Source organism: Mycobacterium sp. E1715 (assembly GCF_001667625.1).
GTDB lineage: Bacteria > Actinomycetota > Actinomycetes > Mycobacteriales > Mycobacteriaceae > Mycobacterium.
In genome coordinates, this window is sequence record NZ_LZJJ01000566.1 from 1 (window position 1) to 6,738 (window position 6,738).

At 68.5% G+C, this 6,738-nt stretch carries 9 protein-coding genes; 7 read left to right on the top strand and 2 right to left on the bottom strand.

Annotation, left to right across the window (positions count from 1 at the left end):
- From sufB to A9X03_RS27635, 6 genes are all read left to right on the top strand, one after another.
- Positions 1 to 890 (top strand): Fe-S cluster assembly protein SufB (sufB, locus tag A9X03_RS27610; RefSeq protein WP_067754099.1); only part of this gene is annotated, 890 nt, incomplete at its 5' end.
- On the top strand, positions 890 to 2,077 hold the full coding sequence (sufD, locus tag A9X03_RS27615; RefSeq protein ID WP_067888877.1) for a Fe-S cluster assembly protein SufD: 1,188 nt from the start codon (positions 890 to 892) through the stop codon (positions 2,075 to 2,077). The genes sufB and sufD, both read left to right, overlap by 1 nt.
- Positions 2,074 to 2,910 carry a Fe-S cluster assembly ATPase SufC gene (gene sufC, locus A9X03_RS27620; RefSeq protein ID WP_068263961.1) on the top strand — a complete coding sequence of 279 codons (837 nt, stop codon included), beginning with the start codon at positions 2,074 to 2,076 and terminating at the stop codon, positions 2,908 to 2,910. Before sufD ends, sufC begins: the two co-directional genes overlap by 4 nt.
- A gap of 2 nt (positions 2,911 to 2,912) precedes the next feature.
- Positions 2,913 to 4,154 (top strand): cysteine desulfurase, encoded by a 1,242-nt coding sequence (locus A9X03_RS27625; protein WP_068263964.1) that lies wholly within the window; start codon positions 2,913 to 2,915, stop codon positions 4,152 to 4,154.
- On the top strand, positions 4,151 to 4,651 hold the full coding sequence (gene sufU / locus A9X03_RS27630) for a Fe-S cluster assembly sulfur transfer protein SufU (protein WP_156670084.1): 501 nt from the start codon (positions 4,151 to 4,153) through the stop codon (positions 4,649 to 4,651). The genes A9X03_RS27625 and sufU overlap by 4 nt, the downstream gene beginning before the upstream one ends.
- The gene (locus tag A9X03_RS27635) at positions 4,626 to 4,973 is read left to right on the top strand and encodes a metal-sulfur cluster assembly factor (protein WP_067754083.1); all 348 of its coding nucleotides are present in this window, start codon (positions 4,626 to 4,628) and stop codon (positions 4,971 to 4,973) included. Before sufU ends, A9X03_RS27635 begins: the two co-directional genes overlap by 26 nt.
- A 129-nt stretch (positions 4,974 to 5,102) precedes the next feature.
- On the opposite strand, the gene A9X03_RS27640 is transcribed toward A9X03_RS27635, so the two are convergent.
- Together A9X03_RS27640 and A9X03_RS27645 are read right to left on the bottom strand one after the other, a co-directional pair.
- Positions 5,103 to 5,834 carry a DUF5666 domain-containing protein gene (locus A9X03_RS27640; RefSeq protein WP_067754080.1) on the bottom strand — a complete coding sequence of 244 codons (732 nt, stop codon included), beginning with the start codon at positions 5,832 to 5,834 and terminating at the stop codon, positions 5,103 to 5,105.
- A gap of 101 nt (positions 5,835 to 5,935) precedes the next feature.
- Positions 5,936 to 6,517 (bottom strand): DUF5666 domain-containing protein, encoded by a 582-nt coding sequence (locus A9X03_RS27645; RefSeq protein WP_067890767.1) that lies wholly within the window; start codon positions 6,515 to 6,517, stop codon positions 5,936 to 5,938.
- On the opposite strand from A9X03_RS27645, the gene A9X03_RS30570 reads away from it, so the two are divergent.
- The coding region (locus tag A9X03_RS30570; protein ID WP_082974587.1) for a hypothetical protein at positions 6,501 to 6,738 on the top strand (238 nt) is incomplete at its 3' end. The genes A9X03_RS27645 and A9X03_RS30570 overlap by 17 nt on opposite strands.

A 6,738-nucleotide genomic window follows, 5' to 3' on the forward strand; every position in this document is an offset into this window, starting at 1 on the left:
ACAAGTTCTCCGCGTTGAACACCGCGGTGTGGAGCGGTGGGTCCTTCATCTACGTTCCGCCGGGCGTGCACGTCGACATCCCGCTGCAGGCCTACTTCCGGATCAATACGGAGAACATGGGCCAGTTCGAGCGGACCCTGATCATCGTCGACGAAAACGCCTACGTGCATTACGTCGAGGGCTGCACCGCGCCCATCTACACCTCGGACTCGCTGCACTCGGCGGTGGTGGAGATCATCGTAAAGCCCGGTGGCCGTTGCCGTTACACCACGATTCAGAACTGGTCGAACAACGTCTACAACCTGGTCACCAAGCGGGCGCGCGCCGAGGCCGGCGCCACGATGGAGTGGGTCGACGGCAACATCGGGTCCAAGGTGACCATGAAGTACCCGGCCGTCTGGATGACCGGTGAGCACGCCAAGGGTGAGGTCCTGTCGGTCGCCTTCGCCGGGGAGGGCCAGCACCAGGACGCCGGCGCCAAGATGCTGCACCTGGCGCCCAACACGTCGAGCAACATCGTCTCCAAATCGGTGGCCCGCGGCGGCGGCCGCACCTCCTACCGCGGCCTGGTGCAGGTGAACAAGGGCGCGCACGGGTCGCGTTCCAGCGTGAAATGCGATGCGCTGCTGGTCGATACGATCAGCCGCAGCGACACCTACCCCTACGTCGACATCCGCGAGGACGACGTCACGATGGGCCACGAGGCCACCGTGTCCAAGGTGAGCGACAACCAGCTGTTTTACCTGATGAGCCGCGGGCTGACCGAGGACGAGGCGATGGCCATGGTGGTGCGCGGCTTCGTCGAGCCCATCGCCAAGGAACTGCCCATGGAGTACGCCCTGGAGCTCAACCGGCTCATCGAGTTGCAGATGGAAGGCTCGGTCGGCTAGTGACGAACGTGACTGAAGCGGTTGAGGGTTCGGCCCTCACCGCTGCCAACAAGGGTGAGTTGTTCGCCTCTTTTGACGTGGACGCCTTCGAGGTGCCGAGCGGGCGCGACGAGATCTGGCGGTTCACCCCGCTGCGGCGGCTGCGTGGCCTGCACGACGGCTCCGCTCAGGCCACCGGGAAGGCGCAGATCAGCGTCGACGAGCAGCCGGGCGTGCAGGTCGAGACTCTGCGCCGCGGCGACGAGCGGCTGGGCCGCGCCGGCGTGCCCACCGATCGGGTTGCGGCCCAAGCGTTTTCGTCGTTCAATTCCGCGACGCTGGTAAGCGTCGGCCGGGACGTGCAGGTCTCCGAGCCGGTCAACATCACCGTGACGGGGCCGGGCGCCGGGGCCGTGGCCTACGGGCACCTGCAGATCGGCGTCGCCGAACTCGGCGAGGCGGTCGTGGTGATCGACCACCGCGGGAGCGGAACCTACGCCGACAACGTCGAGTTCATCGTCGGCGACGCCGCCCGCCTCACCGTGGTGTGGGTCGCGGACTGGGCCGACGACATGGTGCACGTCAGCGCGCATCACGCCAAGCTGGGCAAGGACGCGGTGCTGCGCCACGTCGCCGTCACCCTGGGCGGCGAGGTGGTGCGAATGTCGGCCAACGTGCGCTACGCCGCCCCGGGCGGGGACGCGGAGATGCTCGGCTTGTACTTCGCCGACGACGGGCAGCACCTCGAATCGCGGTTGCTGGTCGACCATGCGCAACCCAACTGCAAGTCGAACGTGCTGTACAAGGGCGCGCTGCAAGGGGATCCGTCCTCGCATCTTCCCGATGCCCACACCGTCTGGGTCGGCGACGTGCTGATCCGCGCCGAGGCCACCGACACCGACACCTTCGAGGTGAACCGCAACCTGGTGCTCACCGACGGGGCGCGCGCCGACTCGGTGCCCAACCTGGAGATCGAGACCGGCGAGATCGTCGGGGCCGGACACGCCAGTGCCACCGGACGCTTCGACGACGAGCAACTGTTCTACCTGCGGGCCCGCGGCATCCCCGAGGACCAGGCGCGCCGCCTGGTGGTGCGCGGCTTCTTCGGCGAGATCATCGCCAAGATCGCCGTGCCGGACATCCGCGAACGCCTGACCGCCGCCATCGAACACGAACTGGAAATCACGGAGAAGACAACAGCGTCATGACGACTTTGGAAATTAAAGACCTGCACGTCAGCGTCGAAGACCCGAACGCCCCCGAAGGCAGCCGCGAGATCGGAATCCTCAACGGGGTCAACCTGACCGTCAAGTCCGGTGAGACGCATGCGGTCATGGGCCCCAACGGCTCGGGCAAGTCCACGCTGTCCTACGCCATCGCCGGTCACCCGAAGTATCTGGTGACGTCCGGGTCGATCACGCTGGACGGCCAGGACGTGCTGGACATGAGCGTCGACGAACGCGCCCGCGCCGGCCTGTTTTTGGCCATGCAGTACCCCGTCGAGGTGCCGGGCGTGTCGATGTCGAACTTCCTGCGCAGCGCCGCGACCGCGGTCCGCGGCGAGCCGCCGAAACTGCGGCACTGGGTCAAGGAGGTCAAGGCGGCGATGGCCGACCTGGACATCGACCCGGCGTTTGCCGAACGCAGTGTCAACGAAGGGTTTTCCGGCGGCGAGAAGAAGCGCCACGAGATCCTGCAGCTGGGTCTGCTCAAGCCGAAGATCGCGATCCTGGACGAGACCGACTCGGGCCTGGACGTGGACGCCCTGCGGGTGGTCAGCGAGGGCGTGAACCGCTACGCCGAGGCCGAGCACGGCGGGATCCTGTTGATCACCCACTACACCCGGATCCTGCGTTACATCCGCCCGCAGTTCGTGCACGTGTTCGTCGGCGGCCGGATCGTCGAATCCGGCGGTCCGGAGCTGGCCGACGAGCTCGAGGAGAACGGCTACGTGCGCTTCACCCAGACCGATGGCGGCGACCCCCTGCGCCCGGCTTCGCCGCGCTTGGGATCCCCGCGAGCGGCGGCCGCGGGAGCGTAGGCATGACCGCACTGGACGTCGACGCCATCCGCGCTGACTTTCCCATCCTGAAGCGCGTGATGCGCGGCGGAAAGCAGTTGGCGTACCTGGATTCCGGCGCGACGTCGCAGCGCCCGCTGCAGGTGCTCGACGCCGAGCGCGAATTCCTGACCACCTCCAACGGCGCGGTGCATCGCGGCGCGCACCAGCTGATGGAGGAGGCGACCGACGCCTACGAGCAGGGTCGCGCCGACGTGGCGGCGTTCGTCGGCGCCGATGCCGACGAGCTGGTCTTCACCCGCAACGCCACGGAGGCGCTCAACTTGGCGTCCTACGTGCTGGGAGACAAGAGGTTCGAGCGCGCCGTCGGCGAAGGAGACGTGATCGTCACCACCGAGCTGGAGCACCACGCCAACATCGTGCCGTGGCAGGAGCTGGCCCGACGCAGCGGCGCCACGCTGCGCTGGTACGGCGTGACCGACGACGGGCGCATCGACGTGGACTCGCTGGAGCTCGACGAGCGCGTCAAAGTCGTTGCCTTCAGCCATCACTCGAACGTCACCGGCGCGGTGGCGCCGGTGACGGAATTGGTCGGCCGCGCCAAGGCCGTCGGCGCCGTGACGGTGCTGGACGCGTGCCAGTCGGTGCCGCATGAGCCGGTCGACCTGCACGCGCTCGACGTCGACTTCGCCGCGTTCTCCGGCCACAAGATGTTGGCCCCCAACGGAGTCGGTGCGCTCTACGCCCGGCGCGAGGTGTTGTCACAGCTCCCGCCCTTCCTCACCGGCGGGTCGATGATCGAGACCGTGACCATGGAGACGTCGACCTACGCCCCGGCGCCGCAACGGTTCGAGGCCGGCACGCCGATGACCTCGCAGGTCGTCGGGTTGGGCGCGGCCGCACGCTATTTGGACGCCATCGGCATGGACGCGGTCCAAGCGCACGAGCGCGATTTGGTCGCCGCTGCCCTCGAGGGCCTCTCGGGCATCGAGGGCGTGCGGATCATCGGGCCGACCGTGATGGAAAACCGCGGCTCGCCCGTCTCGTTCGTCGTCGACGGCGTGCACGCGCACGACGTCGGGCAGGTACTCGACGACGACGGCGTCGCGGTGCGCGTCGGGCATCACTGCGCGATGCCCTTGCACCGCCGGTTCGGCGTGGCGGCCACCGCCCGGGCATCGTTCGCCGTGTACAACACCGCCGACGAGGTCGAGCGGCTGGTGGCCGGCGTGCGGCGGGCGCTCGAATTCTTCGGGAGAGACTGACCGTGCGCCTGGAGCAGATGTATCAGGACGTGATCCTGGATCACTACAAGCACCCCCAGCACCGGGGGCTGCGGGAGCCGTTCGGCGCGCAGGTTTCTCACGTCAACCCGGTCTGTGGTGACGAGGTGACCCTGCGGGTCGCACTGTCCGACGACGGTCAGCGCGTCACGGATGTTTCCTATGACGGCCAGGGCTGTTCGATCAGCCAGGCGGCCACCTCGGTGCTGACCCAGCAGGTGATCGGTCAGACCGTGCCCGAGGCCCTGAAGACCGTCAGCGCGTTCACCGAGATGGTGTCCTCACGCGGGACCGTCGAGGGCGACGAGGACGTCCTCGGCGACGGGATCGCGTTCGCCGGGGTGGCCAAGTATCCGGCCCGGGTGAAATGCGCGCTGCTGGGGTGGATGGCGTTCAAGGACGCGTTGGCGCAGGTCTGCTCGGATACGGCCGCGGACTTCGAGGAGGAGAAAGATGAGCGAGACCGCCGCACCGGATGACGAATTCCTTGCCGACCTCGAGGAGGCGATGCGCGACGTCGTCGACCCCGAATTGGGCATCAACGTCGTCGATCTCGGCCTGGTCTACGGGCTCAACGTGGAAGAGGGCGACGACGGAACCGTCGCCCTGATCGACATGACGTTGACCTCGGCGGCGTGCCCGCTCACCGACGTCATCGAGGACCAGTCACGCAGCGCGCTCGTCAGCAGCGGTCTGGTCGACGACCTGCGGATCAACTGGGTGTGGAACCCGCCGTGGGGCCCCGACAAGATCACCGAGGACGGCCGAGAACAATTGCGCGCCCTCGGCTTCACCGTCTGAACCCGCCCGCCTCCCCGCTGGGTTTGATGGCGGGGACCCGCTGCGCCCGGCTTCGCCGCGCTTGCGATCCCCGCTGGGTTTGATGGCGGGGACCCGCTGCGCCCGGCTTCGCCGCGCTTGCGATCCCCGCTAAAGGTGGAAAGGCAGGTGCGGCAGGTGCAAGTGGTGGTGGGGGCGCCCCATCGGTGGGCACTGCTCCAGGCTGATGGTCGTCGCCTGCAGCGCGCCACCGTCGTTCGTCCCCTGAGCCCCCATGCACGTGCCGTTCGTGATCGCCTGGGTGTTGCTGATCGTCTGCTTCTTGTAGGACGTCGCGTCGTTGACGGTCACCGTGGTTGGGCCGCCGGGCCCAATCCCGTTGACGGCGATGGTGTTTCCCGACACCGACGCGACCGTGCCGTAGAAGCCGGCGGGCGGCGGGCACTTGCCGTCGACGGCCGTCGTGATCATGACGGTCTGCGCGGTCACGCCGGCGGCCGGTGAACTTTGCGGGGTGGCCCGCACGTTCACACAGCTACCCGGGGTGACATCGGGGAGCTTGGCCGGGGCCACCTGGAAGACGGGAGTCGCAGGAGCGAAGTCCACCGTCGCCGAACCGCTGCGCGTTCTGAGCTGAATCTTGTCGCCGGCCACCGACTGGACCATGCCTTCGACGTAGTCCTTGCCCACGGGCGGTGGCGCCGGGGGCGGGGCCGCGCTCGGCGGAGGGCTGGGCGGGGCCGCCGTGGGCGCCGACGGCTTGGCGGCATTGCCGGTGTCGGTATGGCTCGACCGGCACATCGCGACGCTCAGGATGATGACCGCGGCGACGGCGACGAGCGCGATCCGAGCCAGCCGGGTGTTCACCGAGGTGGCAGGCATCGTTACAGCTCCGATCGCGTTGGCCGTTGACAGCGAATACCCAGGCGGGCGCGGTTGTGATAACCGCGCCCGCCCGTGTGACGGTTATCTCAGCTGGTCCGTCAGCCGCCCTGGCCGGGCTGCTTGGGCTTGCCGCCGCACTTTCCGTCGTTGGCCTGCCGCACGTTGATGCTGGTCGCCTGCAGCGTGCCGTTGTCCATCGTTCCGCGGGCCCACAGGCACTTACCCTGCGCGATCGCGTCGGTGGTCGCGGAGGCCTGCTTGCTGTACTTGGTCTTGTCATCGACCGTCACCGCGGTCTGGGTGGTGTTGCCGCTCGGGTCGGTGCCGGTGACGTTGATCGTGTTACCCGACACGGAGGCCACCGAGCCCCGCACGGGCGCCGGCTTGGGCGCCGGGGCGGGCGAGCCAGGGGGCGCCGGGGTGGTCGAGCTCGGCGCGGAACCCTGCCCCGCCGGCTTGGCGGGGCAGGCGCCGTTGACGGAGGGGCTGACCTTCACGGCCGCCGCCGTGACGGGCTGGCCGCCCTGAGCTTCCTGAGTGGGCCGCACGGTCACGCAGCTGCCGGAGGTGACGTCGGTCAGCGCGGCGGGCGTGGTCTCGGTGACCTTGGTGGTCGCGGTGAAGTTCACCGCGGCGGTGGAGTTGTCTTCCTTGGTGACCTGAATGGAGTTGCCCGCCACCGACGCGATCAGGCCGCTGACCCGGGCTTCCCCGCTGGCCGGAGCGGGGGACGTGGTCGTCGAGGTCACCACCGAGGTGGACGTCGACGTCGACGTCGTCGGGCTCGCTTTGTTGGACGAGCTGCACGCGGCGACGGACAGCGCGGTGACCCCCGCGACCGTGAGGACCGCTAACCGGGTGAGCCGGGGCGTCGGACAGCTGGCAGGCATCGAGGTTTCTC